30 protein-coding genes are annotated in these 25,887 nt (G+C 56.7%); 12 read left to right on the forward strand and 18 right to left on the reverse strand.

Going from position 1 to position 25,887, the window contains the following annotated elements:
• Positions 1-151 precede the first annotated feature (151 nt).
• From trmD to dapA, 5 genes are all read right to left on the reverse strand, one after another.
• Positions 152-838 carry a tRNA (guanosine(37)-N1)-methyltransferase TrmD gene (trmD, locus tag ACWISF_RS07395; protein ID WP_448380940.1) on the reverse strand — a complete coding sequence of 229 codons (687 nt, stop codon included), beginning with the start codon at positions 836-838 and terminating at the stop codon, positions 152-154.
• Positions 839-853: 15 nt separating this feature from the next.
• Complete coding sequence (locus tag ACWISF_RS07400) at positions 854-1,189, reverse strand: hypothetical protein (protein ID WP_448380941.1); 336 nt, start codon at positions 1,187-1,189, stop codon at positions 854-856.
• A gap of 49 nt (positions 1,190-1,238) precedes the next feature.
• Complete coding sequence (locus ACWISF_RS07405; RefSeq protein ID WP_448380942.1) at positions 1,239-2,057, reverse strand: FAD-binding domain-containing protein; 819 nt, start codon at positions 2,055-2,057, stop codon at positions 1,239-1,241.
• 5 nt (positions 2,058-2,062) lie between these two features.
• Positions 2,063-3,835: a ribonuclease J gene (locus ACWISF_RS07410; RefSeq protein WP_448380943.1), complete on the reverse strand. Its 1,773-nt coding sequence runs from the start codon at positions 3,833-3,835 to the stop codon at positions 2,063-2,065.
• Positions 3,836-3,899: 64 nt separating this feature from the next.
• Positions 3,900-4,811, reverse strand: a complete 912-nt coding sequence (dapA, locus tag ACWISF_RS07415; protein WP_448380944.1) for a 4-hydroxy-tetrahydrodipicolinate synthase — start codon at positions 4,809-4,811, stop codon at positions 3,900-3,902.
• 1,335 nt (positions 4,812-6,146) lie between these two features.
• Here dapA and ACWISF_RS07420 point away from each other — a divergent pair.
• Positions 6,147-7,721, forward strand: a complete 1,575-nt coding sequence (locus ACWISF_RS07420) for an NAD(P)H-quinone oxidoreductase subunit 4 (protein WP_448380945.1) — start codon at positions 6,147-6,149, stop codon at positions 7,719-7,721.
• On the opposite strand, the gene ACWISF_RS07425 is transcribed toward ACWISF_RS07420, so the two are convergent.
• Entirely contained in the window at positions 7,671-8,444 is a 774-nt protein-coding gene (locus tag ACWISF_RS07425) for an SDR family NAD(P)-dependent oxidoreductase (RefSeq protein ID WP_448380946.1), read from the reverse strand. The genes ACWISF_RS07420 and ACWISF_RS07425 overlap by 51 nt on opposite strands.
• A gap of 116 nt (positions 8,445-8,560) precedes the next feature.
• Here ACWISF_RS07425 and ACWISF_RS07430 point away from each other — a divergent pair, with 116 nt between their 5' ends.
• Positions 8,561-9,538 carry a glucokinase gene (locus tag ACWISF_RS07430; RefSeq protein WP_448380947.1) on the forward strand — a complete coding sequence of 326 codons (978 nt, stop codon included), beginning with the start codon at positions 8,561-8,563 and terminating at the stop codon, positions 9,536-9,538.
• Here the strand turns inward: ACWISF_RS07430 and dnaB are convergent.
• The 4 genes from dnaB to ACWISF_RS07450 all read right to left on the reverse strand — a co-directional run bounded on the left by dnaB (position 9,535) and on the right by ACWISF_RS07450 (position 13,214).
• Positions 9,535-10,899 carry a replicative DNA helicase gene (gene dnaB, locus ACWISF_RS07435; RefSeq protein WP_448380948.1) on the reverse strand — a complete coding sequence of 455 codons (1,365 nt, stop codon included), beginning with the start codon at positions 10,897-10,899 and terminating at the stop codon, positions 9,535-9,537. The two genes, ACWISF_RS07430 and dnaB, sit on opposite strands and share 4 nt — an antisense overlap.
• Before the next feature lie 49 nt (positions 10,900-10,948).
• Entirely contained in the window at positions 10,949-11,425 is a 477-nt protein-coding gene (locus tag ACWISF_RS07440) for a tellurite resistance TerB family protein (RefSeq protein ID WP_448380949.1), read from the reverse strand.
• A 92-nt stretch (positions 11,426-11,517) separates the two neighbouring features.
• Complete coding sequence (locus ACWISF_RS07445; RefSeq protein WP_448380982.1) at positions 11,518-12,495, reverse strand: RsmB/NOP family class I SAM-dependent RNA methyltransferase; 978 nt, start codon at positions 12,493-12,495, stop codon at positions 11,518-11,520.
• A gap of 17 nt (positions 12,496-12,512) precedes the next feature.
• Positions 12,513-13,214 (reverse strand): TerC family protein, encoded by a 702-nt coding sequence (locus ACWISF_RS07450; protein WP_448380950.1) that lies wholly within the window; start codon positions 13,212-13,214, stop codon positions 12,513-12,515.
• Positions 13,215-13,320: 106 nt separating this feature from the next.
• Between ACWISF_RS07450 and psaM the strand changes: the two genes are divergently transcribed.
• Together psaM and ACWISF_RS07460 are read left to right on the forward strand one after the other, a co-directional pair.
• Complete coding sequence (gene psaM / locus ACWISF_RS07455) at positions 13,321-13,416, forward strand: photosystem I reaction center subunit XII (RefSeq protein WP_448380951.1); 96 nt, start codon at positions 13,321-13,323, stop codon at positions 13,414-13,416.
• Positions 13,417-13,425: 9 nt separating this feature from the next.
• Positions 13,426-13,995, forward strand: coding sequence for a glutathione S-transferase family protein (locus ACWISF_RS07460; protein WP_448380952.1), 570 nt, complete (start codon positions 13,426-13,428; stop codon positions 13,993-13,995).
• A 17-nt stretch (positions 13,996-14,012) separates the two neighbouring features.
• Here the strand turns inward: ACWISF_RS07460 and ACWISF_RS07465 are convergent, their stop codons facing one another.
• A complete protein-coding gene (locus tag ACWISF_RS07465) occupies positions 14,013-14,327 on the reverse strand; it encodes a YggT family protein (protein ID WP_448380953.1) in 315 nt (104 codons plus the stop codon).
• 506 nt (positions 14,328-14,833) lie between these two features.
• Between ACWISF_RS07465 and ACWISF_RS07470 the strand changes: the two genes are divergently transcribed.
• Positions 14,834-15,997: a glycosyltransferase gene (locus ACWISF_RS07470; protein WP_448380954.1), complete on the forward strand. Its 1,164-nt coding sequence runs from the start codon at positions 14,834-14,836 to the stop codon at positions 15,995-15,997.
• On the opposite strand, the gene aroB is transcribed toward ACWISF_RS07470, so the two are convergent.
• Positions 15,967-17,061 (reverse strand): 3-dehydroquinate synthase, encoded by a 1,095-nt coding sequence (gene aroB / locus ACWISF_RS07475; protein ID WP_448380955.1) that lies wholly within the window; start codon positions 17,059-17,061, stop codon positions 15,967-15,969. The genes ACWISF_RS07470 and aroB overlap by 31 nt on opposite strands.
• Before the next feature lie 152 nt (positions 17,062-17,213).
• On the opposite strand from aroB, the gene zds reads away from it, so the two are divergent.
• Positions 17,214-18,650 carry a 9,9'-di-cis-zeta-carotene desaturase gene (zds, locus tag ACWISF_RS07480; RefSeq protein WP_448380956.1) on the forward strand — a complete coding sequence of 479 codons (1,437 nt, stop codon included), beginning with the start codon at positions 17,214-17,216 and terminating at the stop codon, positions 18,648-18,650.
• A 4-nt stretch (positions 18,651-18,654) separates the two neighbouring features.
• Positions 18,655-19,125 (forward strand): SRPBCC family protein, encoded by a 471-nt coding sequence (locus ACWISF_RS07485; RefSeq protein ID WP_448380957.1) that lies wholly within the window; start codon positions 18,655-18,657, stop codon positions 19,123-19,125.
• On the opposite strand, the gene ACWISF_RS07490 is transcribed toward ACWISF_RS07485, so the two are convergent.
• Positions 19,093-20,178, reverse strand: coding sequence for a histidinol-phosphate transaminase (locus ACWISF_RS07490; protein WP_448380958.1), 1,086 nt, complete (start codon positions 20,176-20,178; stop codon positions 19,093-19,095). The two genes, ACWISF_RS07485 and ACWISF_RS07490, sit on opposite strands and share 33 nt — an antisense overlap.
• Before the next feature lie 164 nt (positions 20,179-20,342).
• Between ACWISF_RS07490 and ACWISF_RS07495 the strand changes: the two genes are divergently transcribed.
• Positions 20,343-21,524: an aminotransferase class V-fold PLP-dependent enzyme gene (locus ACWISF_RS07495; protein ID WP_448380959.1), complete on the forward strand. Its 1,182-nt coding sequence runs from the start codon at positions 20,343-20,345 to the stop codon at positions 21,522-21,524.
• On the opposite strand, the gene ACWISF_RS07500 is transcribed toward ACWISF_RS07495, so the two are convergent.
• The 5 genes from ACWISF_RS07500 to holA all read right to left on the reverse strand — a co-directional run bounded on the left by ACWISF_RS07500 (position 21,480) and on the right by holA (position 23,248).
• On the reverse strand, positions 21,480-21,593 hold the full coding sequence (locus tag ACWISF_RS07500; RefSeq protein ID WP_448380983.1) for a photosystem II reaction center protein J: 114 nt from the start codon (positions 21,591-21,593) through the stop codon (positions 21,480-21,482). The genes ACWISF_RS07495 and ACWISF_RS07500 overlap by 45 nt on opposite strands.
• A 44-nt stretch (positions 21,594-21,637) precedes the next feature.
• Positions 21,638-21,754, reverse strand: a complete 117-nt coding sequence (locus ACWISF_RS07505; RefSeq protein ID WP_448380960.1) for a photosystem II reaction center protein L — start codon at positions 21,752-21,754, stop codon at positions 21,638-21,640.
• 16 nt (positions 21,755-21,770) lie between these two features.
• Positions 21,771-21,905: a cytochrome b559 subunit beta gene (gene psbF, locus ACWISF_RS07510; protein ID WP_448380961.1), complete on the reverse strand. Its 135-nt coding sequence runs from the start codon at positions 21,903-21,905 to the stop codon at positions 21,771-21,773.
• The gene (gene psbE, locus ACWISF_RS07515; RefSeq protein ID WP_448380962.1) at positions 21,902-22,165 is read right to left on the reverse strand and encodes a cytochrome b559 subunit alpha; all 264 of its coding nucleotides are present in this window, start codon (positions 22,163-22,165) and stop codon (positions 21,902-21,904) included. Before psbE ends, psbF begins: the two co-directional genes overlap by 4 nt.
• Positions 22,166-22,267: 102 nt before the next feature.
• The gene (gene holA, locus ACWISF_RS07520; protein ID WP_448380963.1) at positions 22,268-23,248 is read right to left on the reverse strand and encodes a DNA polymerase III subunit delta; all 981 of its coding nucleotides are present in this window, start codon (positions 23,246-23,248) and stop codon (positions 22,268-22,270) included.
• Positions 23,249-23,429: 181 nt separating this feature from the next.
• On the opposite strand from holA, the gene ACWISF_RS07525 reads away from it, so the two are divergent.
• The 4 genes from ACWISF_RS07525 (at position 23,430) to ACWISF_RS07540 (ending at position 25,760) form a co-directional block, all read left to right on the forward strand.
• The gene (locus ACWISF_RS07525; RefSeq protein ID WP_448380964.1) at positions 23,430-23,813 is read left to right on the forward strand and encodes a DUF2358 domain-containing protein; all 384 of its coding nucleotides are present in this window, start codon (positions 23,430-23,432) and stop codon (positions 23,811-23,813) included.
• Positions 23,801-24,181: an Npun_F0494 family protein gene (locus ACWISF_RS07530; RefSeq protein WP_448380965.1), complete on the forward strand. Its 381-nt coding sequence runs from the start codon at positions 23,801-23,803 to the stop codon at positions 24,179-24,181. Before ACWISF_RS07525 ends, ACWISF_RS07530 begins: the two co-directional genes overlap by 13 nt.
• 65 nt (positions 24,182-24,246) lie before the next feature.
• Positions 24,247-24,579 carry a thioredoxin family protein gene (locus tag ACWISF_RS07535; RefSeq protein ID WP_448380966.1) on the forward strand — a complete coding sequence of 111 codons (333 nt, stop codon included), beginning with the start codon at positions 24,247-24,249 and terminating at the stop codon, positions 24,577-24,579.
• Between the two features lie 8 nt (positions 24,580-24,587).
• Positions 24,588-25,760, forward strand: a complete 1,173-nt coding sequence (locus tag ACWISF_RS07540) for an LL-diaminopimelate aminotransferase (protein ID WP_448380984.1) — start codon at positions 24,588-24,590, stop codon at positions 25,758-25,760.
• The last annotated feature ends 127 nt before the right edge of the window (positions 25,761-25,887 follow it).

Genomic DNA, 25,887 nt, shown 5'->3' on the forward strand with positions numbered 1-25,887 from the left:
TCACTAACCTCAACTAGTTTTGCCCCCTTTAAGACTGCTGCGACTGCTTTTTGACGCAAATCGTAACTGTATGGTCTTGCCATCGCTTTCCTCCACAGCATCTATCCTATAATATGACGACCTTACCCTGCTTGACTATAATTCAACATTTTTAATCACTGGAGCTGGAGGATTGTAAATCGGGGCGACGGCGCTGCGTGCGTTCCCGTTGTTGGGCGGCGCGCCAGGCAGCAATGGCCTGATGGTTGCCGGAGCGCAGGACTTCGGGTACCTGCCAGCCCCGAAATTCTGCCGGGCGGGTGTACTGGGGGTATTCCAAGAGGGATTCGTTGAAACTTTCGGACAGTAAAGAGGCGGCGTTGCCCAAAGTTCCAGGCAACAAACGCATCACCCCATTGATGATGGCTAGGGCAGGAATTTCACCACTGGTCAACACAAAATCCCCTAGCGAAATTTCCCGGTCAGCCAAATAGCGAATTCGTTCGTCAAAGCCCTCGTAGGCACCACAAATCAACACCAATTGCTGATAGTTGGCTGCCCAGTTTTTGAAGTGGGATTGGGTCAGGCGCTCCCCCTGGGGCGTCAGGAGAATCACCTCCCGCGGTTCCAAACGGGGTAAGGATTCCACCGCGGCAAAAATGGGTTCCGGTTTCAAGATCATGCCCACGCCACCCCCGTAGGGTTCATCGTCCACCCGCTGATGTTTGTCGGTGGTAAAGTGGCGGGGATTGGTGTACACGACCGTACCGATGCCCTTGGCAAGGGCTTTGCCCACCAAACCTTGCGCCAGAGGGCTGGTGAAAAATTCGGGAAAGAGCGTGACCACATCAAAACGCATGGCCGTTGACCCAAATTAGTGGGGATAAATGGATGTTTCGACCGCTTTCCAGTAGCGGGAAAACCGTCTTAAGTCCACGTATTTTTGGGGCGGAACCAGGGGTGGAATAGGCAGGATTTCCAGGGTAAATTGCCGGGATAAGGCCTGCACGATTTGCTTAAACCGAGGGCTGGGACTATGGGTGGTGACCAGTTGTTTTGCCCCCTGTTCGTGCATGGCTTGGGTCAATTCCTGCACCACATTGCCCCGGCGAATTTCTACCGGCAATTCTAATAAACATTCATAGATAAAAACAATCCGCTTGCGGCTGATTTGCCATTGGCGCAACAACTCCTCATCCCACACCCACACAGCCGGGGCATCCGGGTAAGCCAGAAGCGCCGGATTGGTTGGACTCAGGCTATCGCCGTGTACCCAAACGAGAACTGGACTGGGGCAATTCGGCATGGGGAAATAGGCGCATGTGCAATTGTTCGTAACTTCCCAAAAAGGGACAGGTGTTGTCTCGGTGCGGGCAGGACCGACACCAGCGGTGATGGGTATAACGGGCTAAATTCTCCTGGTTGAAATAGTAGGGTTTGGCGCTAAAGGTGCTGGCCACCCACTGCCAGGAGAGATTATTGCTTGCCGGGTCGCCATCTAATAGGTGCATCAGAAACCAGGCCGCCCCTGCCTGCCATTTGACCCGGCGCCAGTGAATGAGGTAAGCCGCTAACCACAGCCGGGCGTGGTTGTGCAGATAACCGGTCGTCTGTAACGCCTGACTAAAACTGTCCATACAAGGTAAACCCGTGGTTCCGTGGACCACATCGGCAGGCAACTCATCCGCATAGTCCGCCGCCGTCCAACCGGTTTTGTAGGGTTCCCGGTCCTGCCAGATGCCCTCGCCCCACTGTTCATACAAAGTCTGCCAATAGTCCCGCCAGGCCAACTGCCGCACCAGGGGTTCTACTACCGACCAGGGGTAGCCCTGGGACCGGAGATGGTCCCGCACTTCCGCTAGGGTGAGGACGCCATGCCGGATGTAGGGCGATAGGCGGGTGACCGCCCCATCCAGATAATTACGGGTGTCACCGTAGCGGTGGGGTTGCAGTTGCGCCAGGAGGTGCAAAGCTGCCCGGCGTCCCCCCACCGTTTCGCTCACAGGACCCCCTGCCTCCGGAAACGCCTGGGTGACGTAGGCAATCAGGTCGTCCCGGTTGGCAAATGTCCGCCGCATGGGAGTCACACCGTTGCCACCTCGCTCCGCCGTTTGCGGGTGCGGCGATTGGCTTCCTCCGCCGGAGGCGTCGCACTGGCTGCCGTGGTCTGCAACAGGAAAATCAGCAACGGCTGGCTTTTGAGTTCCCGACGGATCAACCGCTGCAAGGCCGCCTCCATCGCCTCTTTCAGCCCTGCCCAGTCCACATCCGTACCGTTGACGGCAAACTCCGACCAGCGCTCCTGCACCGTTTGCGCCAGGGTTTCCTGCACCAACTGCCGCAGGGTTGCTAGGGACACGCTCGTCACCACCCCCCGCACATGCAGTTCCGGGTTCGCCACCAGTTGCCCTTGCCCATCCAAGGTAGCCGCCACCGTCACGACCCCTTCGTCTGCCAACTGCTGCCGTTCCTTGAGCACCTTGCCGTCAACGACCCCCTCGCCGGAGGCATCCACCAGCTCGATCCCGGCCTTGACCCGACCCACCACCTGAATCCGGTCCGGCGTCAGCTCGATCACATCCCCGTTATCCACAATCACAATATTTTCCGCCGGTATCCCCAAAGCCTGCGCCGTCTCGCTGTGCTTGACCAACATCCGGTGCTCCCCGTGGATCGGCACAAAAAACTTGGGTTTCGTCAGGGCCAACATCAGTTTCTGGTCCTCTTGACTCCCATGCCCGGACACGTGAATCCCCCGGTCCTTGCCGTAGATGACCTTCGCCCCCTGGGCCATCAGCTTGTCAATCGTGCTCACCACCGCCAGCGTGTTGCCGGGGATGGGGTTAGCCGAAAACACCACCGTATCCGTCGGGCGAATCTGAATCTCCTTGTGCTCCCGATTGGCAATCCGGGTCAGGGCCGACAATGGCTCTCCCTGCGACCCGGTGGTCAAAATCACCACCTGCTCATCAGGCAACTGGCGGATTACATGCATCGGTTGCAGTAAATCATCAGGACATTGGATATACCCCAACGTGCGGGCATGGGCAATCACATTCAACATCGAACGCCCCAGCACCGACACCTTGCGGTTGTGTTTTTGCGCCAACTGCAGAATGATATTCAGCCGGTGCACCGAAGAGGCAAACGTAGTGATCAACAACCGACCGGGGGCCTCCGCAAACGCCCGGTCCAAGGCCGGAATTACCGCCCGTTCCGAGGGGGTAAACCCAGGCAACTCCGCATTGGTAGAATCGCTCATCAGACAGAGCACCCCTTTTTCCCCATGCTCTGCCAGCCGTTGCAGGTCAAACCGCTCCCCATCAATGGGCGTATGGTCAATCTTGAAATCCCCCGTGTGAATCACCACCCCCACCGGCGTATGCAGGGCCACCGAAAAACTATCGGCAATCGAGTGGGTATTGCGAATAAATTCCACCAAAAACGAGTTGCCAACCCGCACAAAATCGCGGGGGCCGACCGGGTGGAGTTTGGTGCGATGGGCCACCCCCGCTTCTTCCAACTTGGCCTGCAACAGGGCAATCGCCAAGCGGGGGCCATACATGATGGGAATGTCCAACTGTTGCAGATGGAAGGGAATCCCGCCAATGTGATCCTCATGGCCGTGGGTAATGACCATGCCCTTGATTTTGTGGCGATTTTCCCGCAGGTAGGTCAAATCCGGCAAGACCACCTGTACCCCGTGCATGCCCTCGGTGGGAAACGCCAGCCCGGCATCCAATAGGAGAATTTCGTCATTCATTTCAAACACACAGGTATTTTTGCCGATTTCGTGCAGACCCCCCAAAGGAATGATCTTCAGGGCGGCATGGGTCTGAGAACGGGTTTTCGTCATAGGCTCCTTGACATAAAACAACAGGACATGTGAGCACGGTTCACCCCTGGTCGGAGGGAAACTTTTAAGCCAACAGGTGCAAATCCTGCATCACCGGGCGTAAAACCTGATCGATTTCTGGGGAAGCAGCCACCAGCGGTAACCGCGGTGTCCCCACCGGCCACCCAGCCAATTCCAAAGCCCGCTTGATGGGAATCGGGTTGGTGGTCGTAAACAGGGCTTTGAAGAGGGGGTACATCCTATTGTACAGGGATTGCGCCCGTTCCAGTTGTCCTTGGAAAAATGCCTGCACCATGTTTTGGATGTCCACCCCCACCAGATGGCTGGCCACACTCACGACCCCCACCGCCCCCAGCGCCAGCAAGGGCAACGTCAGGCTGTCGTCCCCCGAATAAATCGCCACCCCCGGCGCCAACTGCCGTAACTGGGCCACCTGTTCTAAATGGCCACTGGCCTCTTTGATCGCCACGATATTTGCTTGTTTGGCCGCCAACTCCGCCACTGTTTCCGGCAAGAGATTGACCCCCGTGCGTCCGGGAATGTTGTACAGCATCAGGGGCAAATCCGGCACGGCCTGGGCAATGGTCCGAAAGTGGGCCAGCAAACCTGCCTGGGGCGGTTTGTTGTAGTAGGGAACCACCTGCAAACTCCCATCGAGGCCCAATTGCGCCGCTTTGCGTGTGGCTGCCACTGCTTCCTGGGTACTGTTGGCGCCTGTGCCTGCCAATACCTGCGCTCGGTTGCCCACCGCCGCCTTGACCACCCGGAACAACTCGTACTCCTCTTCCCAGGTGAGCGTCGGGGACTCGCCCGTCGTACCTGCCACGACCAGTCCATCACTCCCGTGCGCCACCAGGTGATCCGCCAGCCGTTCCGCCAGGGGGTAATTCACCTGCCCGTCCGGGGTAAACGGGGTGACCATCGCCGTAATGACCCGCCCAAACCGCGGGCGCTCTTCCGGGAGGGGTTCACGCATCACCGGTGTTTCCACCCACCCACCCAAGCCAACCGTGCCACCCGCATCCTCCCCTGACCATCATCCATGGAGACATTGCGCCAAACCAACCTGCATTGAGTTTATCGCAAAGATTTGCCGCTGGAAGCGCCGCTCTGGCAGTTCGTGCTGTACCATCGTCGCGTAAAATGGCAGTAACCCAGAAGTCGTTGCGTAAGGAGACGAGAAAAATTTTTCTGCTATTTTAGGGTGCAGTGGCAACATCTAGCAAACTCATTGGCGAGAGCGGAAAATAACTGCTGCGGTGATTGATTGTATATCTCCTACCGGTAAATCATGAAACCGTCGTATAAAATTCTTTATAATTAACCACCCCATCCTCGGTTGTGCCTTGGTAGCCTTAGGGGTACCTCTATTGATGCAAAAGATGGGAGTAAACCGAAGTGGTGAATTTTCAGATTTTGCGGGTTTTTCATGATACAAAGCATCCTTATGGAGGAGCTGAATTCTCATTTGATGAAGAGTTTGATGAAGAGTTTTTTATTAAGCATTTTGCCTGACCCAAATTTATGAACTTTTGTTTCAGATGCAACATTACTAGGTAAAATAGGTTTCTTAAACTGTTAATTCCCTTGTCTAAAATGGCGGTAAATCAGACGGAACTTTGTTGGCAGCTCTTTGCATAAAACTTTGACAATCCCCGGAAAAGAATTTAATTCCATCGTTATTTCGCATTTTGATTTACAGAGGTTTAGAATATTGTGATCCCTCTTTTTGTGCCTTTACCCATCTTTGAACCCTTCAGCCTAAGAAATTGAGCTTTTGATGAGACAGCAAGTCGGTGCTGCAGCATTTTATCGGGGAACGTTCCAGAGCCGGGAGGTCTGTAATCAATAGTAGCCATCCTGCTGCCAAAGTTGGTTGGCTAAGGGTTGGTGACATACTCCCGTCTCATGGCTCCGCCACGCTTTGCTAACGTCCTACAGCCAGAGAGCGGGCTTCAATACGCTTCAAAGGACTCCGTCCCGCTGACGCGACCGGGGAGCTTCCGCAAGAACCCTCTGCGTATCGCAGACACGGGATGCCCCTCCGCGTAGCCATACCAGATTCCGGCAACGCCGTTTTGTATAACCGGCCTGATTTTACCACACGGGGGTATCTGTATCCCGACACTGACCTTGCAGGTACCGTGCGGGGCTTATCCACCCCCGTACCCCCACCGGCTAAACAACGCTTTTATTTACTTTCCTTATGTTTACTCAATTTTTTATTAATTCTATCCATAGATGCAGTTGTGTTGTGGCGGTTCCCACCCGTTACAATGCTTAACAAATCACTTCTAGGTATTTATTCCTAATGGACATGCAGATTCCTTGGCTGACGGTGGCGGTGCTGGTTCCGCTGGGGGCGGCGCTGGCGATACCTTTTTTGCCCGCCAAATCGGGGCGCACGGTGCGTTGGTATGCGCTGGGGGTGGGCTTGTGGGATTTTGCTTGGTTGGTGACGGGGTTGTGGCAGGGCTATGACCCGGCGCTCCCGGGGTATCAGTTGGTGGAGCAATGGGTGTGGTTGCCCCAGTTGGGTTGGCATTGGGCGGTGGCGGTGGACGGGTTGTCTCTGCCGTTGCTGGTGTTGGGGGCGTTGGTGACGACGTTGGCAATGGCGGCGGCGTGGCGGGTGGAACACCGTCCCCGTTTGTTCTATGCCCTGATGTTGGTGCTGTATGGGGCGCAGTTGGGGGTGTTTGCGGCCAAGGATGTGCTGCTGTTTTTCCTGATGTGGGAGTTGGAGTTGGTGCCGGTGTATCTGTTGATTGCCATTTGGGGGGGGGCACAGCGGCAGTATGCGGCGACCAAATTCATCCTGTACACGGCGCTGGGTTCGGTGTTGATTGTGGTGGGGGGGTTGGCTTTGGCGTTGGCCGAGCGTCCGTTTACCTGGGATATGGCGGTTTGGCAGGAACGGTCCTGGCCCCTAGGGCTGGAGATGTTTGCTTATCTGGCGTTTTTGGTGGCTTTTGGGGTGAAGTTGCCCGTATTTCCCCTGCATACGTGGCTGCCCTTTGCCCACAGTGAGGCTGCGGCGCCGGTGTCGATGGTGTTGGCGGGGGTGCTGTTGAAGTTGGGGGGCTATGGGTTGCTGCGGGTGAATGGGCAGATGTTGCCGCATGCCCATCAGGTGTTGGCGCCGGTGTTGGTGGTGCTGGGGGTGGTGAACATTATTTATGGGGCGTTGACGGCCTATAGCCAAACCCATCTGAAAAAACGGTTGGCCTATTCCTCGATTTCCCACATGGGGTTTGTGTTGGTGGGGTTGGGAAGCCTGCATAACTGGGGGTTGCAGGGGGCAATGTTGCAAATGGTGTCCCACGGGCTGATTGCCGCTGTGTTGTTTTTCCTGGCAGGGGTGGCCTACGAACGGACGCATACCCTGGACATGGGGCAGTTGGGGGGGTTGGCGCGCACGGCTCCCCGGATTTTTGCCCTGTTTACGGCGGCCAGTTTTGCGTCTTTGGCCCTGCCGGGGATGAGTGGCTTTATCAGCGAACTGTCGGTGTTTTTGGGGTTGGTGGATGCTCCCTACAATGCCCTGTTCAAAGGGGTGGTGGTCAGTGTGGGGGCGGTGGGGCTGATTCTTACGCCCATGTATCTGCTGGATGCCCTGCGGCGGGTGTTTTACGGGCTGCCGGGGACGGCGGTCTGGGCCGGTACGGATGCCAACCCCCGCGAATTGTTCATCGCCCTGAGTTTGCTGGTGCCGGTGCTGTGGGTGGGTATTTATCCCCGCAGCTTGAGCGATTGGTCGAATCCCGCCACAACCCTGATGGCGGCCCAATGGCAAACTCCGGTGGTGGCACAACCGATAAACCCGCCGCCGGTGTTATTCTCGACGATGCACCAAGAGGGCGTTGGCCTGGTCGGTGGGCAGTAGGGTGAGTTCTTGGATGTTGACGTGGGGGGGACGGGTCAGGCAAAACACCACCGTCTCCGCCACGTCCTGTCCGGTTAAGGGAGTTAACCCCCGATAAACCTGCTTGGCGCGCTCGGTGTCCCCCCGAAACCGCACGGGTGAAAATTCCGTATTCACCAGACCGGGGTTGATGGTCGTCACCCGCACCGGTGTCCCCAACAAATCCTGTTTCAGGGCATCTCCCAAAATGCGCACGGCGGCCTTGGTCGCACAGTACACATTGCCCCCCGGATAGGCGGCCAGTCCGGCAATGGAAGCAATGTTCACCACATGACCCCGCCCCCGTTGGATCATGCCCGGTAGCACCATCCGGGTCACGTAGAGCAAGCCTTTGAGATTGGTGTCAATCATCTCTTCCCAGTCATCAATATTGCCGTCTTGGAGTTTGTCCAACCCCCGGCTCAGTCCCGCATTATTAATCACAACATCAATACATTGCCAGTCAGGGGGTAACTGCGCAAACCAGGTCTGCACTTCCAGGCGGTTCCGCACATCCAGGGCTTGGGGGAAACAGGGGGTTTTGTACTGCGACCGTAATTCTTGCGCCAAAGCCGCCAACCGCTCGTACCGCCGTGCCACCAGCAGCAGCCGCACGCCCAAGGGAGCTAACGCCCGGGCGCATGCCAACCCGATGCCGCTACTGGCGCCTGTGACCAATACCGTCTGCCCTGCAAGCATTGCCATACCCGCTGCCGCCTAGGTTGTTTCCTCTATCATCGCGGAAAAAGGCGTAGCGGTTGTGCCTGTTGCCAGGGTTGCATCAATGGCATAATCAACCGTGAGGCAAGGGGGCAAGCGCTATGGACGGCCCGATTGTCCTGGTGGGGGATATTGGCGGCACCCATAGCCGTCTGGAATTGCTACGTCTAACGGACCCGCCCCAAGTCCTGCACGCGCGCACCTACCACAACGATGACTACCCGGATTTGGGCGCCATTGGTCAGGAATTTTTGCAGCAAGCCTCTGCTTCCCCCGACCTAGCCTGTTTGGCCGTGGCCGGGCCGGTGATGGACAATTGTATGAACTTGACCAACCGGGGTTGGCAGGTGAGCGGCGCGGAATTGGCGGCGCAGCTCGGCGTGCCCTGTGTACATTTCATCAACGACCTAGAGGCGGTGGGCTACGGCTTGCAGTGCCTACAGCCGGAGGATTGGGTGGTGTTGCAGGCAGGCAGGGTGGTTCCCCAGGCGCCGATTGGGGTGGTGGCGGCAGGCACCGGGTTAGGCGAATGTTTCCTCACCTGGGACGGGCAAAAATACCGGGTGTGGCCTTCGGAGGGGGGGCATACGGATTTTGCACCCCGCAATGACCGGGAATTGGGGTTGTGGAAGTATTTACAAGCCAAATTTGGGCGGGTGTCGGTGGAGCGGGTGGTTTCCGGGCCAGGGCTATGTAACATTTACAACTATTTGGCGCAGGTGTTTCCCGAACAGGCCAAACCGGAGCTGCTGGCCGCGCAAAATCCCGCTTTAATTACGCAGAATGTGCATGACCCTTTATGCAGCCAAGCCGTGGATATGTTCATTGCCAATTACGGCAGTGAAGCGGGCAACCTGGCCCTAAAACTCCTGGCGCGTGGGGGCATTTATCTTGCCGGTGGCATTGCCCCCCGACTGGTGACACGGTTTCAACAAGGAGGATTCCTGCGCGCTTTTTTGGATAAGGGACGTATGGGGCCGTTGCTGGCCCATATTCCCGTCTTTTTGGTGACCAATCCACGGGTCGGACTTCTCGGCGCAATGGCAGCGGCGCAGCGCTATCTCAACCCTCCGGCTTAGTGTTTCAAATTGCGAAATTGGGTGAAATTGGCATCGAAAAGCATTTTGGCAACCCCGGTGGGGCCGTTGCGGTGTTTGGCAATGATCACCTCGGCAATGCCCCGCTCCGGCGTGTCGGGATGGTAGTACTCATCGCGGTACAACATAATCACCACGTCCGCATCCTGTTCAATACTGCCACTTTCGCGCAAATCGGAGAGCATAGGGCGTTTGTTGGTGCGATGTTCGACGCCCCGGCTCAACTGAGATAGGACAATCACCGGCACATGGAGTTCCCGCGCCAGGGCTTTGAGACCGCGGGTCATGCGGGATAGTTCCAGCACCCGGTTGTCGCTGGGGGTGCCGCTTTCCATCAGTTGCAGGTAATCAATCAAAACCAACCCCAAACTGCCCTGTTCGGCCTGCAGGCGGCGGCTTTTGGAGCGGATTTCCATCAGGGTGGCGCTGGCCGAGTCGTCAATGAAAATGGGGAGTTGCGCCAGGTTGCTGATGGCCTGGTTCAGGTGCGGCCATTCCTGTTCGGCGATGCGTCCGCTGCGCAAACGGGTGCTTTCGATGCGGGCTTCGCTGGCCAACAGCCGGTACACCAATTGTTCTTTCGACATCTCCAAACTAAAGAGGGCCACGGGCAAGCGGTGGGTGGCGGCGATGTTGCGGGCGATATTCAGACAAAAAGAGGTTTTCCCCATCGAGGGACGACCGGCGACGATGATCAAATCCGAGCGTTGAAACCCCTGCGTGAGGGCATCCAGGTCGTAAAACCCGCTGGTAATCCCCGGCGGTGACATATCCTCGGAACGCTGCTCGATTTCGTGCCAGATGGTGCTGACCATTTCGGCAGTCGAAACCAGTTCCTGGCGGGGCTGGCTTTGACAGATGGCAAAAATATGCTGTTCTGCCTGGTCCAACACCTGCTCAATCGGCAAGGTGGTTTCGTACCCCAGCCGGAGAATATCCTGCCCCGCTTGGATAAGCTGTCGCCGCAGGTATTTATCCGCCACCAGCGCCGCGTACTGGTCTATGTTGACCGCGCTGACCACCTGTTCGACCAACTGCACCAGTTTCGCCGGCCCCCCCACCTTTTCTAGCAATCCCTGGTCCTGCAACCAGGCAGCCACCGCCGTCATATCCGTGGGTTTGCCCTGCATATGCAAACTCAAGGCGGCGCGGTAAATGTCCTGGTGGGATTGGATATAAAAAAATTCCGGCTTCAGCAGATGGGTAATGCGGCCAATGGCCTCCGGGTCCAGCAGAATGCCCCCTAAAATGGCCTCCTCCGCGGCGACATTTTGGGGCGGCAATTGGTGAGGCGAAAAACCTAACTCCGCACTGCGCGGACGGTTGGGCGCATCGGAGAGCATAGCCAAGCCCTGATTTGCCCCTATTGTAACCGACAACCCGGCGCCCCGATTAGGGATGACTTTGGAAGTGGTGCTGTAGCTTGTCCGCCACCGCCTCCACCACCGTCCGGTTGTGCAGTTGGGCAGCCATTTCCGCCTCCAGGGCAGCCACCTGTTCAGCAGGAATCTGCAACAGGGAGATTAACTTGGCATAGGCGGCCTTTTCCTCCGCATTGACGAGCGGTTCATCAGGGGCGCGCCGACTGGCTTGGATCACCGCATAACCCAGTTGCAACACCAGAAACTTTTCCGTTTCGGTTTGCAATTTGGGCACCAGTTCTTCCAGGGGAATATTTTGGGTGACGTACTCCTGCAATTCCTGGCGCAGTTGGGCCTGTTGGGTTTCATTCTGGGCAAACAACTGGGCGAAACGCTCAAGCATCAGGGCGTTTTCTTCCGGGGAAAGTTCGCCATCGCTCCAAGCCAGAGCGGCCACCACCCGCAGGAGATTCATCTGCCGGGGAGAAATGCTGGGGACTGCGCTCATCAACCTAGCCATCGAGGGAATCATTTTGAACCCTACCACACGCCGAGAACATTCGCACCCTTGGATGCAATTATTGATGCAATTTGATGCAATTATTTATGGTTTGCCGAGGCCGGACGTGCAACCGTCACCTGCGCCAACCACGCCCAGGGGAGTTCCGCCGCGGCCCCTTCGTGCTGAACCTGCCACAAACAGGTAAACGCCCCTGCCCCCACCCCGGTGTGCGGCCAGCACCGATAGCAGGGAAAGTCGGCCAGATGGGACTGGGCAGATTGCAACGGCGGCACGGCCACCGGTTGTACATGGGGATGGTGTGCCATAAGCCAACGGCAATTCTCCTCGTTCTCTTCCGGGCTATAGGTGCAGGTCATATAGGCCAAATACCCCCCCGGTTTGACCAGACGCAGGGCATTGGCCAAAATCCGCCGTTGCCGGTTGGCATTTTTGCGAATGGTCAGGGGATGGAAACAGCCGGGATTTTTTTCCCCCTTGGCCAGCAGGGATTGGCCGGAGCAGGGGGCATCCACCACCACCACATCGGCGGTATGGGCCAAATGGTGGGCCAGTTGCTGACTGTCTTGACACAACACCAGCCCCGCCACCCGACAGCGGTGCAGATTGCTAATCAACATCCCCAGCCGTTTGCCAATCGGTTCATTGACCAGCAGCAGCCGCGGTTGCAAATACCGCCAGGCCAGCAACGCCTTGCCCCCCGGCGCGGCACACACATCCACCACCACCGGCGCAGGAATGGGAATGGCCCCCAACACCGCCCCGGCAAACACCGAGGACATATCCAGACAGTAGTAGTACCCCTGGGCATGGTAGGGATGACGACCGGGTTGCACCTGGGGAGGCAGCCGGTCCACCCAAACAGGTTGCCAAGAATAGGGCGGCAAAACCGGAAAAGGCGGCGGTTCCGGGCGCTCCCGGCACCAGAGAATGGCCGGCGTCGGCGCAGGCGGTGTCTGCAAAGCCCCGGTAAAGGCCCCTTGCGCCTGGGGGTCATCCGGCCAGAGATGTGCCGCTAATTTCGCCAAATAACGGGGCACTGGCCCATCCACAGCCATCGCAGGCGGAAACAGGCTCAAGAAGACAGGGGCACTTCGGGATTCCTCTTAGAAAATCCCCACACAAACAACAACACAATAACACTGGTAGTCACCCATTCGGGGGGAATCCATTCCGGGTGGACGGCTTTGAGCAATAACCGCAACCCCACCAAAACCACCGTTGCATAACCCGCATCCTGGAGATGGGTATAAATTTCCAACCAGCGGATAAACAAACCGGCCAAAAATCGCAGCGCCATAATCCCGATCACCCCACCGAGCAACACCAGCCAGGTTTCTTCCGCCACCGCAATTGCCGTCGTAATGCTATCTAAAGAGAAGGCCAAATCGGTAAAGGCCAAGGTCGGCACCACCTGCCAAATCGACTGCGCCGGGGGCAGGTGAGGCAATTCCCTATCATTTGTCGCTTGTCCCCGCGTGCGGACATAGTTGACCGCCAACCAGAGCAAATACAATCCCCCGGCCACCGAAACCAGAGGAAATCTCAAGACCCAGGTTGCCGTCAAAATCAGCAGAATGCGTAACAAAAACGCCAAAGCCAGGCCCCAATTCAGTGCTTTTTGTTCCAGTTTCGGGTCATGTAAGCCCTGGACAATTGCTGCCAAAGCAATGGCATTATCCGCCGAAAGGATTGCTTCGAGTAACACTAAAATGCCAATGACCACGAGGGTCTGTAACCCAAATTGTTGAGGCAGTTCGATGAGCTGGTCAAGCATGGATTCCTTTGGCGCAGTATTTCATAATGTAACAGATTGGTGTCAGCGGTGCGCTTTTCCGGCAAAGTAGGGTAGGAGAGGAGTTGTTGTTGCGGAGGCGGTGCATATGGGACTGTCGGATACCCAAGTATTTGTGGCGCTGGTGGTGGCGTTGTTGCCCCTGGCGATGGCCGTGCGGCTGGGTTTGGCGTTGTACAAGTAGTTGGCCGGGATGCTGAAGCTGTACGGGGGAACCCGCTCACGGGCGGCGATTGTCGCTTGGTATTTGGAGGAGCTGGCGGTTCCCTACGAATTTGTACGGCTGGACATGGCAGCCGGAGCGCATCGCCAACCCGAATACTTGGCGATCAACCCGATGGGCAAAGTGCCCGCCTTGGTGGACGGGGAGACGGTGGTGTGGGAATCCGGCGCCATTTTGCTGTATTTGGCGGATAAATACGGGCAATTGCCGACGGCAGTGGGGCAGCGGGCGCTGGTGTACCAGTGGATTTTATTCAGTAATTCCACCTTGGTCCAAGCCCTGGCCCAGCCAGACAAGCGCGAGCAGGAATTGGGCAAATTGCTTCCCCCCCTAGAGCAAATCTTGCAGGATCAGGCCTACATCACCGGCGCCACGTTCACGGTTGCGGATGTGGCGTTCGCCTCCATTTTGGGATTTGCAGTACAAATGTTTGGCATCAATTTGCAGCCCTATCCTGCCCTCAACGCCTATGTCCAACGCTGCCAAGAACGTTCAGCCTTTCAAAAAGCGATGGGTGGAAACGCGAACTCTCGTTCCTGATGCACCCAAATTCGGGGTCAACTTGGCCCTGGTGGCGCCTGCACAAGCAGCGTGAGAATTCCCTGCTGACCGAGCAAAAGTTCCCGCACCAAACTGAAAATTGCCACCCAAATCACCGGCGTCATGTCCACTCCCCCCAAAGGCGGCACCAAACGGCGGGTCGGCGCCAAAAACGGTTCTGTCGGCCAATAGATCAGTGCCTGCGGCCAGCGTTGCAGGGGAATTTGGGGATACCAGGTCAACACAATCCGCACCACAAACGCCACGATCATAAAAGCAATCCCCGGCCCCAACACCCAGGTCATCCAAAATGATAGACTCCCCCCAGACATGGCCCCAACCTCCAAACATGTCCATTTTGCCCACCTGATCCGCAACCAGGTTAGGGACAGCCAAGCTAGAAAATTAGCCAAAAACGCGAAACAACGATCAAACTTTAGCAAATTTTCAGGCGCTGCGGTTCAGGGTGGGGGGATGGTCACAGGCATTTATTTTGAGATATTTTTGTACTAACGTAAAAACAGGAACTTGGCAAACCGAAGCGGGGTTAAAAAGCGCTGGGGGTTTGCCAAAACCGCCAGAACCTGGAAAAATCAAGGCTTTTGTCTTCTGCAATCCCGATAGTGTACATTTATTGTACTAACAAAATGGGGTTGATGCTGGGGGTTTGCCAAAAATGGTTGCAGGCCTCCCGCAGTGTGGGAGTTTCAAGGGGTAGGGGGTTGCAATCAATTAATCCCGGTTTACGGGACTGAAACGATTATGGCTAAGATACAATTTTCGTGTTGCAACCAATTAATCCCGGTTTACGGGACTGAAAAATGAGGCAAACCAGCCCATGGGTTTGATGCTTTTGCTATTGCAATTACCTGCGGTGGCGTTGCTTTTGGCACGGCTATTACCGGGCATTAAACGCCCAAGTCCCCTTTTACCTGCTGCGGAAATTCCCGCTTATTTGGGGCAGGTGAGTGTGGTGATTCCCACGTTGAACGAAGTACGGCGTTTGGGGCCCTGTTTGACGGGGGTGCAACGCCAGGGCTACAGCGTCCGGGAAATTTTGGTGGTGGATAGCCAGTCCCAGGATGGCACGCGGGAATTGGTGGCGGCTCAGCAAACCCACGACCCGCGCATTCGCCTGCTGTCTGACCCCCCCTTGCCCGCAGATTGGGTGGGACGGCCTTGGGCCTTGGACTGGGGCTGGCGGCAAAGTTCCCCTGCGAGTCCCTGGATTTTGAATCTGGATGCGGATACTCGTCCCCAAATTGGCCTGGTGCCTGCTTTACTGCAATTGGCCATACAAGAAAACTATGATGTAATCACACTTTCTCCCCAATTCATTCTCAAATATCCGGGGGAATGGTGGCTGCAACCGGCTTTGCTCATGACCTTGATTTACCGATTCGGGGCAACGGGGGTAAATCCATCGGCTGCAGAACGGCTAATGGCCAATGGGCAATGTTGTTTGGTGCGCCGGGCGGTTTTGGAACAAATGCAGGGTTATGCCACGGCCAAATCTTCGTTTTGTGATGATGTGACGTGGGTGCGCCATGTGGCACAACAGGGCTATAAAGTCGGCTTTTTGGATGGGTCACGGGTGTTGCAGGTGCGGATGTATGAGGGGTTTGGAGAAACGTGGCGGGAATGGGGACGCTCTCTCGATTTGAAAGATGCAACTTCTACCGCTCAATTGTGGGGAGACCATTGGTTTTTATTGAGTGTGCAGGGGTTACCGATTTGGTTGTGTATCACCAGCTTATTTCTACCTACCAATCCGGTCAATCAAACCCTCTTTGGGGTGAATTTATTTTTGGTTCTCGTCCGCTGGGGAATGTTGTTTGCCATTCGTCCAGTGTATGCGGGTTGGAACCGCCACAGTTGGCTGTTTTGGTTGTCCCCTTTGGCCGATAGTTTGGCAGTAATGCGTATTATTTTATCCTCTGTAACCCGTCCCAAAACTTGGCGGGGACGTAACTATGGCGCAACCAAGCGGGTGAGGGCGTAGTGAACGACTTCCGGGGGCACTTGGTTGGTCATTGCTGCTTGACCAATTTTTTGGGGCAAAATAAAGCGTATGGTTCCCTTCTCAACTTTTTTATCCCAATGCAAAGCATTTTTAATCGCTGCGAGGTCAATATCGGGTCTGAGTTGCGTGGGTAATTTGACCTTGCAAATGAGTTGCTTTTGCCGTTGTTGTTCGCTGTCTGACCACCAGCCCATCTGCACGGCTATATCCCCGGCGGCAAGCATACCCAAAGCAACAGCTTCCCCGTGGGTGTACTGACGATAGCCAGTTACGGTTTCAATCCCATGCCCAATCGTATGGCCGTAATTGAGCAAGGAACGTAGGCCCGCTTCCCGTTCGTCTTGGCTGACAATCGTCGCTTTGGTTTGGCAGGAAAAATAGAGAATTTTGGTCAGAATTTCCGGGGATAAAAAGCGGTACTCAGACAGCCGGGGTTGGGCTTCTAATAAGGTAAATAATTCTGGTTCCCAAATCACGCCATACTTAATCACTTCTGCCATGCCCGAACGGTATTCCCGCACCGGTAGCGTTTGCAATACGTTGGGGTCAATGAGTACCGCTTGGGGTTGATAAAATGCCCCGATTAAATTTTTGCCTTGAGGGTGATTCACCCCTGTTTTCCCACCAATGGCTGCATCCACCATCGCCAACAAACTGGTGGGAATTTGCACAAAATGAATCCCCCGTAACCAGGTAGCGGCGGCAAAGCCGACCATATCACCAATGACCCCACCACCTAGGGCAATGAGGGTGGAACGACGTTCTAAACGATGCTGGGCACAATGGTCATAAATTCGCGCTACGGTTTTGAGCGTTTTGTACCGTTCGCCCGCGGGTAACAGACAGGATGCCACCGTAAAACCGGCGGTGTTTAACGCAGTGGATAACGCCTCCCCATAGTGTCGAAAAATCACCGGGTTGGAGACAATTAACACCTTTCCTGTAAGGCCAATTTCGGTGAGCAATTCCCCCGCCCGTTTCAGACCATCACGGATGATCCAAATGGGATAACTGCGCTCGGGTAAGGATACGGTAATGGACATGGGACGCATCATCGCACCAATGGGAATACAGTTAGGGCGGCAGGGAGGGGCGTTTCTCCATACTACCAAGCGGCGTTCCTAGAGACTGGACGTTCGGCCAAGCTGAGATAAAATGTTAAGCAACGTTAAATGTTCAGCCAGGTTTTTGGCCTATGCGGGTAGCGATTGTGGGGGCGGGTTTGGCGGGTTTGGCGGCGGCGGTGGCCCTGGTGGATGCAGGGCATCAGGTGACGCTGTACGAGGGACGCCGGTTTGTCGGGGGCAAGGCGGGCAGTTGGCAGGATGAGCAGGGCAATCATATTGAGATGGGGCTGCATGTATTTTTTAATAACTATTACAATTTGTTTGCTTTACTGAGAAAAGTGGGGGCATTTACGCATTTATTGCCCAAGGAGCATGTGCATACGTTTGTGAATCGAGGGGGGCAGTTGGGGCATTTGGATTTTCGCTTTTTTTTGGGGGCGCCGTTTCATGGGCTAAAAGCATTTTTCACCACAGAACAATTGACCTGGTGGGATAAGTTAGGCAATGCTTTGGCGTTGGGGACAAGTCCGCTGGTGCCAGGGCTGCTGAACTATGAGTGGGCGATGCAGCGAATTCGGGATTTAGACCGGTTGAGTTTTGCGGATTGGTTTCGCAGTCACGGCGGGTCGCAGCGCAGTTTAGAACGGTTGTGGAATCCGATTGCTTTGGCGTTGGGATTTATTGATGCCGAACAGATTTCTGCCCGCTGCATGTTGACGATTTTTATGATGTTTGCTGCCCGCACGGAAGCGTCCCGTTTGCATATGCTCAAGGGTTCGCCAGACCGCTATTTGCATCAGCCCATTGTGAACTACATCCGGGCAAGGGGGGGAGAAATTTTTACATCCCGGCGGGTGCGGCACATTGCTTTTACAGAAACCGCTAGGGGAACTGAAGTAACGGGGTTAGTGGTGGCGCAGGGGGAAACTACGGAATTGGTGACGGCGGATGCCTATATTGCGGCCTGTGATGTGCCGGGAATTCAGCGGTTACTGCCCCAGGAATGGCGCAAGTGGCCGGAATTTGACCGAATTTATAAGTTGGAAACAGTGCCGGTGGTGACGGTACAGTTGCGGTTTGATGGTTGGGTGACGGAATTGCAAAACCCCCAGGCGCAAAAATGTTTAACCAAAGCGGCGGGTTTGGATAATTTGCTCTACAGTGCGGATGCGGATTTTTCCTGTTTTGCAGATTTGGCATTGACCAGTCCGGCGGATTATTATCGGCAGGGGGAAGGGTCTTTGATGCAGGTGGTGCTGACGCCTGGGGATGCGTTTATTCCTATGAGTAATGAGGAGATTGCCCGTCATGTCCTGGCGCAAATTCAGGAGTTATTTCCTTCTTCTCGCTCCCTGAACATGACTTGGTTTAGTGTGGTAAAATTGGCGCAATCTTTGTACCGAGAAAAGCCGGGGATGGAGCCATTTCGTCCGCCGCAAAAGACCCCCATTCCCAACTTTTTCTTGGCGGGAAGTTACACGCGACAGGACTACATTGACAGCATGGAAGGAGCGGTGATTTCCGGGCAACAGGCGGCGCAAGCGGTGTTGGCATTTTTGAGGTAGGCAGATGGCAGAGTGGCTAGAGCATACGGTGCAGGTGGACGTGGAAATTCCCGTGCGGCGGGCGTGGGAATTGTGGTCGGACCTAGAGCGCATTCCCCATTGGATGCAGTGGATTCGTTCGGTGGAAATTGTGCCGGATCAACCGGAATTATCCCGTTGGCATCTGGCGACGCGGGGCTTGGATTTCAGTTGGCAATCGCGCATTGTCAAGCAAATTCCCTACCAAATCATGCAGTGGGAATCGGTGACGGGCTTGCCGAATCGGGGGGCGGTGCGGTTTTATGACCGGGGGGCGCACTGTGTGGTCAAGCTGACGGTGGCCTACAGTCTGCCTGCTTGGGTGAGCCAGTGGGTGGATGGGTTGGTCGGCCCCCAGGTGGAACGGACGTTGCTGGCGGATTTGCAGCGGTTTCGGGCCTACAGCCAGGGCTTGGCGGCGGGTCTAACTCCCGCAGGTCTGCCGCAGACGTTGTAATAAACGGGTGTTTTCGGCGGGTGTGCCGACGGTTAGGCGCAGTCCCCCGCCCGTGTGCCGCACCAGACTGCCGAGTTCCTGCAACCGTTGCTGGAGCCATGCGGGGGTGCAGGTGGTCGGGCGGCAGTACAAAAAATTGGCTTGACTCGGCCACACCCGGATGCCGGGGATTTTCTGCAATTCCAGGCGCAACCGCTCGCGCTCGGTGAGAATTTCTGGGATGGCGCTGAGCAGGTGCCGCCTCTGGGTGAGGGCCACTTGCGCCGCCAGCAGGGAAAATCCCGTGAGATTGTAGGGCAAACGTACCGCTTCCAGGGCAGCAATCACCTCCGGGTGGGCAATGGCATAGCCAATCCGCAAATTGGCCAGGCGAAATCCCTTGGAAAAGGTGCGTAGGATGACCCAATTGGGATGCGTTAACAAATCGGGCAAAAGCGTGTCCTGGCTGAATTCAAAATAGGCTTCGTCAATGACCACCAGAATATGGGGGGGCAGTTGACGCAACCACGCCCGTTCCGAAAGCGTTAAACCGTTGCCGGTGGGGGAATTGGGATGCACCACAAATACCACCCGGATCGGTTCCCGGTGGAGCAATGCCGTTGCCTGGGCAAGGTCAACGGCAAACTGTTCGTCCCGCGCCGCCGTCCACACGGGAATGCCCAGGGTACGGGCCAGAATTTGGTACATGGAAAAGGTGGGTTCGGCAATCAAAATCCCCGCATTTTGCCCCAAACAGGTGGCAATCAACAACGAGCGAATCAACTCATCGGAACCGTTGCCCACCGTTATCCATTCCGGCGTTAGCGGTGACGGCACTGGGCCTAACCCCTCTTGGATGTAATGACATAATTCCTGCTTCAAATCCCCGTGACTCCCATCGGGGTAGCGGTTGTTGGCAATATCCTGGCGATACAGCCAGACCAATTTTTCCTTCAGCGACGCAGGCCAATCCAGGGGAAATTCATTGCCATCGAGCCAATCCGTCCCCGGTTCCCGCACCTGGGGGTGATAGACCGTCAACGTCGCCAAATCCGGTCGCAAACAGGGCAACATTGCCATCCCTCCATGCCGTTAGTCCATCCTAGCCCGCCCAGAATCAATGAACTACCCCACCGGCTTGACGGCGAGATTTTTGTCTCTTCTAAATTCTCTGTCCACCCGCAAACCTTCCGCAGTAAGTAGGATGGCAGTAATGCCCTGCATCCATCGAGCCCCCTATGGACATTGCCGCCCAGCGTCGTCATTTCCCCGCTTTGGCCAACAAAATTTATCTGAATTTCGGCGGCCAGGGACCGCTGCCTACTCCTGCGCTGACTGCCATTTGCCAGGCCTACGAACAGAGCCAAAGCTGGGGGCCGTTTAGCCGTCGGGCGCTCGATTGGGTCATGGCCGAAGAGGATTTGACCCGCACCGCCCTGGCACAAATGCTCCGGGTGTCCGCCCAGGACCTGACCCTCACCCAGTCCACCACCCAAGGCTGCGCCATTGTCCTGTGGGGCTGGCCCTGGCAGGCTGGCGACCATCTGCTTTTAAGCGATGGAGAACACCCAGGCGTCGTGGCCACCGTTGCCCAATTGGCACGCCGCTTTGGCCTGACCTGGAGCACCTGCCCCTTGAGTTTTTGCGCCGACGATGTCGATACCATCTTGGGCATTATCGAGCGGGCCTGCCAACCCCGCACCCGAATGCTGGTCCTTAGCCACATCCTCTGGCACACGGGGCAAGTGTTCCCCTTGGCGGCCATTGGGGCGTTTTGCGCAGAACGGCAGATTCGCCTGCTGGTCGATGGCGCCCAATCCTTGGGGGTACTGCCCCTCGACCTCACCGGGGTAGATTTTTATGCGGCCACGGGTCACAAATGGCTGTGCGGCCCAGCGGGCTTGGGCGTGTTGTACATTCATCCGCAGTACCGAGAACAGGTGCAACCGACGCACTGCGGCTGGCGGGGACTCCAGGGGTTTCAAGGACAAATCCCCCAGTGGACACCGGACGGCCAACGGCACGAACTCGCCACCACCGCCTGGGAATTAGGGGCTGGGCTGCGCGCCAGTATTGCCCTCCATCAGAGCTGGGGAACAGATCAGGAACGTTACACCCGCTTAACCCACCTCGCCAGGGAGTTGTGGCACCAGTTGGGCACCATCCCCCACCTGACCCGCCTCCTCCCATACCCACCTGCCTGCGGTTTGGTCAGCTTTCGGCTCAGGCATCTATCGCCCCCGGAGACCGCCCAAAAGCTTGAACAGCAGGGGATTCTCGTGCGGGCGATTGCTGCCGGCAATTGCACCCGCGCTTCCATCCACTACCTCACCACCGCAGCGGAAATAACCCAGTTGGTCGCGGCCCTGCGCAGCCTAGAGGGAGGAACCGACCCCCACGTAGGAACCCCAGAAAAATAAGCCGACCAGCGCCACTACCGCCATACCGACTACCGTACCTACCAACCAGAGGGGAATCCGACCCGACATCACGCTCGTTACCTCCTGCTGACTGTCCTTGGGCGAAGGGCAATTTAGTTAAAAAAGTAGCTGGAAAATAAAATTGCCAGCACAAAAATCAACAACAGTCCCAGAAACAGGGATGTGCGATTTAATTCAACCGGCTGGGTATTGGGGTTTTTCTCCGGCATAACGCTTCCGACCTCCCTAACGACGGATAAACTGCATGGCCGCAATCGCCCCCAAAAAGAAAACCGTGGGGATGGCCAGGGTGTGGACCGCCAGCCAGCGCACCGTGAAAATGGGGTAGGATACCGGTTCGTTCGAGCGATTTGTGGTCATGGCGTAACTCCTAAACTTTGTTCAAACGCATCAATCTGTTGCCGGGCTTGGTACCGATCCGACACCACCGGCGGCTTTTCCTGCGCCGGGCCAAAGTAGGTATCCGGGCGCGGCGTGCCGAACACATCGTAGGCCAAACCGGTACTCACAAACAACCAACCGGCGATAAACAGCGCCGGAATGGTAATGCTGTGGATCACCCAATAGCGGACGCTGGTGAGGATGTCTGCAAAGGGGCGCTCCCCGGTACTACCTGCCATAGCATGAACCTCCTTTGAGGGGTGAAAAAGAATTTTTGGCTCATCAATTTTACAGCGTTCCCCCGCTCCTGGGGGTTATTTCTATTCTGCTCAGAAAACGGCTCACCTGTACAGCCCACACAGAACAATCACCTGGCGGGTCAAGGTGAGCGCTGCCGGTGCCCCCTGTTTGATCCCCACCTCCATCGCCAACAAAAGCGCTAGGGTTTCGGTCAAAGCAGCCAAGGGGACAGCCCGCACTTCTTTGGCCAAAAAATAGATGCGTTTCGGGTTGCCCAGGTGGGTCATCGCCTGCACCTGCTGCGCCTCCACCCCCGGTTCTACCTGCAGCAATTTCACCCACAACCACAGACGAAATTGGCTCACCAGGGTCGCCGTAATCCGCAAGGGGGGTTCTGCCATCTGCAGGAGGTCGTTGAGCAACCGTAACGCCCGCTCCGTCTGTCCCTGCCGAATGGCCTGCGCCAAGGCCAAGCTGGTTTGGGTGGTAGCGGGCACCAAAGGTTGAATCTCTTGGGCGGTCAAGGGGCGGGGGTCACCGGGGCGCCACAGGGCGAGCTTGTGCAATTCCTGGATCAGGCGGCAGCGGTCATTGCCCACCGCTTCCACCAGGTAGTCCACCGCATCGGCAGCCAGGGCCACCCCCAACGTTTGCGCCTCCGCCTGCACCATTGCCGCCAAAGCCGCCGTTTGCCAGGGGGGAATCGGGTTGAATTCCTGCACGGTGCCGTACTGGGCAAAAAGTTGCGCCAGCGGGGACTTGGCGGCCAATTTGCCGGTGCCGGTAAACAACAGATGGGAAGTAGCCGGGAGCTGGGGCACCACCGCGCTGAGGGTCTGCACCAGGGCTTCCGGGCATTTGCCTGCCAAGGGCGCATCGGTAATCCAGGTCAACCGTCCACCTGTGCCAAAAGGGAGCATTTGCGCTGCGGCTAAGGCATTTTGCAGCGCTTCCAGGGAGTCCCCGGCCACTTTTTGGTAATTAAAGCTCATCCAGTCGGGGGCAACGACCTGTTGGACTAGCGCTTGGGCGGCGCGCTTGATTTGGTAATCGTCTTCCCCCCAGTAGTAATAAAGGGGCATAGGCTGGTTGTTTGGCGAGTGTTGATATTTTTTTTAATTTGACATAGACCGCCCTGTTCCCAACGCTCTCAACAGGTAAGGGGACAGAGGATTGCCAGCGTGTGCTTCCTCGGTCTGAGGGGTAAAATGGAAGCAGTTACTGCACCCGTTTGTCCTGGGGTGGGGGGGAGGGAAGAGAGAAATGGATATTTTGGCGACCTTGCGGGCCGACTACGCCCGGTTTCCCGAAAACCAAACCTACGAAATTTACGCGGAAGATATCGTTTTTGCTGACCCGATGATGCGGGTGCGGGGACGTCAAAAATACCGGGATATGATTCATTTTTTGGCGACTTGGTTTGAGAATATCCGTTTGGAATTGCATGAGATGGTGCAGCGGGGCCGGGTGATTCATACCCGTTGGACCATGAGTTGGACGGCGCCGTTGCCCTGGCGACCGCGGGTGGTGGTCACAGGGCGCAGTGAGTTGACGTTGAATGACCAAGGGCAGATCAAACAGCAAATTGACTATTGGGATTGCTCGCGCTGGGATGTGCTGCGCCAGCATTTGCCGTGGGGGACCTAGCGACGGCACCGACATCCTTGGCCTATCGGCGGGGGCGGCTGGCGTTGCGGTGTTCGCCCTTTACCCAAGGGTTTTTGGCGGTGATGTTGGCACGGAGTGTGGCGGTGGGGGAGTTGGTGGGCCCCCAGGCGGTGGCTAAGGGTTATACGCGCCGGGTGTTGTCCTTGGCGCAGGCGGAACGGGAGACGGCCTGGTTGTTGGCCTTGGGGGTGTTGCGCCGGGAGGTGGACGGGCAGGGCTTGACGGATCGGTTTCGCTTGACTCCGCTGGGGCGGCAGTTGTTGGCGGAGTGGCAGACGACCCCTTGGCCGCCGCCGACTTGGCGGGAACGGCTGCGACATTTTTGTTGGCGCTGGCTCAAGCGCTAGGATTTGCACTGGGGGAACCAAATCCGGGACAATGAACAGTAACGAGGTTGGCTGGACGGGTGGTTATGACGGTGGCGCCCCTGCCCATTCGGGATGAAGCGTTTTCCGCAGAGGTCATGCAGGCATCGGAACCGGTGCTGGTGTATGTGTGGGCTGAGTGGTGTGGCCCTTGCCGCTTGATGACCCAGATTTTGACCCAGATGGCGCCCCAGTGGGCAGGACGGCTGAAGATGGTGAAAATGCACGCCGATGAAAATCCCCTAACGGTCAAGCAGTACAAGATTGAAGGCATTCCCACCCTGTTGTTGTTCCGGGGGGGAACCCTGCTGTGGCGCCATGAGGGGGTCCTCAACCAGGCGAAGTTGCAGCAGGCGTTAGAGGCGCATTTGGCGGGGTAGGGCGTATGGTGCGGTTGGCAACCCGGTTGGCTCCGCTGGCGCAGAATGTCTTTGCCGATATGGACCAGGCCAAGGCTCAGGCGGCAGCCCAAGGGATGGATGTGATTGACCTGTCTTTGGGGTCGTCGGATTTGCCCACCAGGCCGGAGATTTTGGCGGTGATTGGCGAAGCGTTGCAGGACCGGCGGACGCATGGGTATTTGTTGTTTCACGGCACGCAGGAATTTCGGCGGGCAGCGGCGCTGTGGTACGAACGGCGGTATGGGGTGGCGGTAGACCCGGAAACGGAGGTGTTGCCGCTAATTGGTTCCCAGGAGGGGACGGCACATTTGCCCCTGGCGGTGCTGAATCCGGGGGATTACGGGATTGTGCTCGACCCAGGGTATCCCTCCCATGCGGGGGGCATTGTGCTGGCGGGGGGTCAGCCCTACTATTTGCGTCTGCGGGCGGAACAGGGGTTTTTGCCGGATTTTGGGGCGATTCCCGACCAGGTGTTGGCGCGCGCCCGCTTGTTGGTGTTGTCCTATCCCCACAACCCGACGGCGGCGGTTGCGGATATGGCGGTGATGGAGGCGGCGGTGGCGTTTTGTCGCCGGTATGATTTGGTCTTGTGTCATGATTTTCCCTATGCCGATTTGGTGTTTGGGGAAACGTTGCCGCCTTCGGTGTTGCAAGCCGACCGGGACAAGCAGCGCAGTGTGGAATTTTTCAGTATGTCCAAGTCGTACAATATGGGGGGCTTTCGCCTAGGGTATGCCATCGGCAACCGGGAGTTGATTTTGGCGTTACGGCGGGTGAAAGCGGCAGTGGATTTTAACCAGTACAGTGGGATTTTGCGGGCGGGTGTTCAGGCGTTGTTGGGGGATCAAACCGGGGTGCGGGAAATGGTCGCCACGTTCCGGGCGCGGCGGGATGCGTTTGTGGCCGCCCTACACCGGATTGGCTGGTCCGTGCCGTTGCCCCCGGCGACGATGTATGTGTGGGCACCGCTCCCTGCGGCCTGGGCGGGCAATTCCCTGGAATTTTGTCAGCATTTGGTGCAGAAAACGGGCGTGGCGGCCTGTCCCGGTGTTGGTTTTGGTGCCGGGGGAGAAGGCTATGTGCGCTTTGCGTTGGTGCATCCCCCGGCACGTTTGCAAGAAGCGGTTGACCGCATGGCTGCTTGGTTGGGGATGGATTAAGGGTAGCCAGGATAGCACCTCCCATCTCACCCAAGAAATAACCAATTTTGGTACTTTGCACTGTCAAACAGGGGCAAATAGCGCGCGTACTATCGGGTTTATGAAGTGCCTAAAAAGTAAATTCCCT

The organism is Gloeomargarita sp., from assembly GCF_053491055.1.

Coding starts and splice junctions, on each gene's coding strand:
- trmD (WP_448380940.1), bottom strand. CDS start 838: ATGCGTTTTGATGTGGTCACGCTCTTTCCCGAATTTTTCACCAGCCCT.
- ACWISF_RS07405 (WP_448380942.1), bottom strand. CDS start 2,057: ATGCGGCGGACATTTGCCAACCGGGACGACCTGATTGCCTACGTCACC.
- ACWISF_RS07410 (WP_448380943.1), bottom strand. CDS start 3,835: ATGACGAAAACCCGTTCTCAGACCCATGCCGCCCTGAAGATCATTCCT.
- dapA (WP_448380944.1), bottom strand. CDS start 4,811: ATGCGTGAACCCCTCCCGGAAGAGCGCCCGCGGTTTGGGCGGGTCATT.
- ACWISF_RS07420 (WP_448380945.1), top strand. CDS start 6,147: ATGGACATGCAGATTCCTTGGCTGACGGTGGCGGTGCTGGTTCCGCTG.
- ACWISF_RS07425 (WP_448380946.1), bottom strand. CDS start 8,444: ATGGCAATGCTTGCAGGGCAGACGGTATTGGTCACAGGCGCCAGTAGC.
- ACWISF_RS07430 (WP_448380947.1), top strand. CDS start 8,561: ATGGACGGCCCGATTGTCCTGGTGGGGGATATTGGCGGCACCCATAGC.
- dnaB (WP_448380948.1), bottom strand. CDS start 10,899: ATGCTCTCCGATGCGCCCAACCGTCCGCGCAGTGCGGAGTTAGGTTTT.
- ACWISF_RS07440 (WP_448380949.1), bottom strand. CDS start 11,425: ATGAGCGCAGTCCCCAGCATTTCTCCCCGGCAGATGAATCTCCTGCGG.
- ACWISF_RS07445 (WP_448380982.1), bottom strand. CDS start 12,495: ATGGCTGTGGATGGGCCAGTGCCCCGTTATTTGGCGAAATTAGCGGCA.
- ACWISF_RS07450 (WP_448380950.1), bottom strand. CDS start 13,214: ATGCTTGACCAGCTCATCGAACTGCCTCAACAATTTGGGTTACAGACC.
- psaM (WP_448380951.1), top strand. CDS start 13,321: ATGGGACTGTCGGATACCCAAGTATTTGTGGCGCTGGTGGTGGCGTTG.
- ACWISF_RS07460 (WP_448380952.1), top strand. CDS start 13,426: ATGCTGAAGCTGTACGGGGGAACCCGCTCACGGGCGGCGATTGTCGCT.
- ACWISF_RS07465 (WP_448380953.1), bottom strand. CDS start 14,327: ATGTCTGGGGGGAGTCTATCATTTTGGATGACCTGGGTGTTGGGGCCG.
- ACWISF_RS07470 (WP_448380954.1), top strand. CDS start 14,834: ATGGGTTTGATGCTTTTGCTATTGCAATTACCTGCGGTGGCGTTGCTT.
- aroB (WP_448380955.1), bottom strand. CDS start 17,061: ATGTCCATTACCGTATCCTTACCCGAGCGCAGTTATCCCATTTGGATC.
- zds (WP_448380956.1), top strand. CDS start 17,214: ATGCGGGTAGCGATTGTGGGGGCGGGTTTGGCGGGTTTGGCGGCGGCG.
- ACWISF_RS07485 (WP_448380957.1), top strand. CDS start 18,655: ATGGCAGAGTGGCTAGAGCATACGGTGCAGGTGGACGTGGAAATTCCC.
- ACWISF_RS07490 (WP_448380958.1), bottom strand. CDS start 20,178: ATGTTGCCCTGTTTGCGACCGGATTTGGCGACGTTGACGGTCTATCAC.
- ACWISF_RS07495 (WP_448380959.1), top strand. CDS start 20,343: ATGGACATTGCCGCCCAGCGTCGTCATTTCCCCGCTTTGGCCAACAAA.
- ACWISF_RS07500 (WP_448380983.1), bottom strand. CDS start 21,593: ATGTCGGGTCGGATTCCCCTCTGGTTGGTAGGTACGGTAGTCGGTATG.
- ACWISF_RS07505 (WP_448380960.1), bottom strand. CDS start 21,754: ATGCCGGAGAAAAACCCCAATACCCAGCCGGTTGAATTAAATCGCACA.
- psbF (WP_448380961.1), bottom strand. CDS start 21,905: ATGACCACAAATCGCTCGAACGAACCGGTATCCTACCCCATTTTCACG.
- psbE (WP_448380962.1), bottom strand. CDS start 22,165: ATGGCAGGTAGTACCGGGGAGCGCCCCTTTGCAGACATCCTCACCAGC.
- holA (WP_448380963.1), bottom strand. CDS start 23,248: ATGCCCCTTTATTACTACTGGGGGGAAGACGATTACCAAATCAAGCGC.
- ACWISF_RS07525 (WP_448380964.1), top strand. CDS start 23,430: ATGGATATTTTGGCGACCTTGCGGGCCGACTACGCCCGGTTTCCCGAA.
- ACWISF_RS07535 (WP_448380966.1), top strand. CDS start 24,247: ATGACGGTGGCGCCCCTGCCCATTCGGGATGAAGCGTTTTCCGCAGAG.